Raw genomic sequence first — 1,036 nt, 5'->3', positions numbered from 1 at the left:
CCCTTGGGACCGACTCCAGCCCCAGGATGCGACGAGCCGACATCGAGGTGCCAAACCATCCCGTCGATATGGACTCTTGGGGAAGATCAGCCTGTTATCCCCGGGGTACCTTTTATCCGTTGAGCGACGGCGCTTCCACAAGCCACCGCCGGATCACTAGTCCCGACTTTCGTCCCTGCTCGACCCGTCGGTCTCACAGTCAAGCTCCCTTGTGCACTTACACTCAACACCTGATTACCAACCAGGCTGAGGGAACCTTTGGGCGCCTCCGTTACTCTTTAGGAGGCAACCGCCCCAGTTAAACTACCCATCAGACACTGTCCCTGATCCGGATCACGGACCCAGGTTAGACATCCAGCACGACCAGACTGGTATTTCAACGACGACTCCCCCTGAACTGGCGTCCAGAGTTCACAGTCTCCCAGCTATCCTACACAAGCCGAACCGAACACCAATATCAAACTGTAGTAAAGGTCCCGGGGTCTTTCCGTCCTGCTGCGCGAAACGAGCATCTTTACTCGTAGTGCAATTTCACCGGGCCTATGGTTGAGACAGTCGAGAAGTCGTTACGCCATTCGTGCAGGTCGGAACTTACCCGACAAGGAATTTCGCTACCTTAGGATGGTTATAGTTACCACCGCCGTTTACTGGCGCTTAAGTTCTCAGCTTCGCCCCACCGAAATGGAGCTAACCGGTCCCCTTAACGTTCCAGCACCGGGCAGGCGTCAGTCCGTATACATCGCCTTACGGCTTCGCACGGACCTGTGTTTTTAGTAAACAGTCGCTTCTCGCTGGTCTCTGCGGCCACACCCAGCTCACCGAGTAAATCGGATCACCAGACATGGCCCCCCTTCTCCCGAAGTTACGGGGGCATTTTGCCGAGTTCCTTAACCATAGTTCACCCGAACGCCTCGGTATTCTCTACCTGACCACCTGAGTCGGTTTAGGGTACGGGCCGCCATGAAACTCGCTAGAGGCTTTTCTCGACAGCATAGGATCATCCACTTCACCACAATCGGCTCGGCATCAGGTCTCA

At 55.5% G+C, this 1,036-nt stretch carries 1 rRNA gene; it reads right to left on the bottom strand.

Going from position 1 to position 1,036, the window contains the following annotated elements:
• A 23S ribosomal RNA gene (locus B079_RS0111385) occupies positions 1 to 1,036 on the bottom strand; the annotation flags it as partial.

This window comes from Streptomyces sp. LaPpAH-108 (assembly GCF_000373625.1).
Classification (GTDB): domain Bacteria; phylum Actinomycetota; class Actinomycetes; order Streptomycetales; family Streptomycetaceae; genus Streptomyces.
This window is presented reverse-complemented; position numbering and strand designations above follow the sequence as displayed.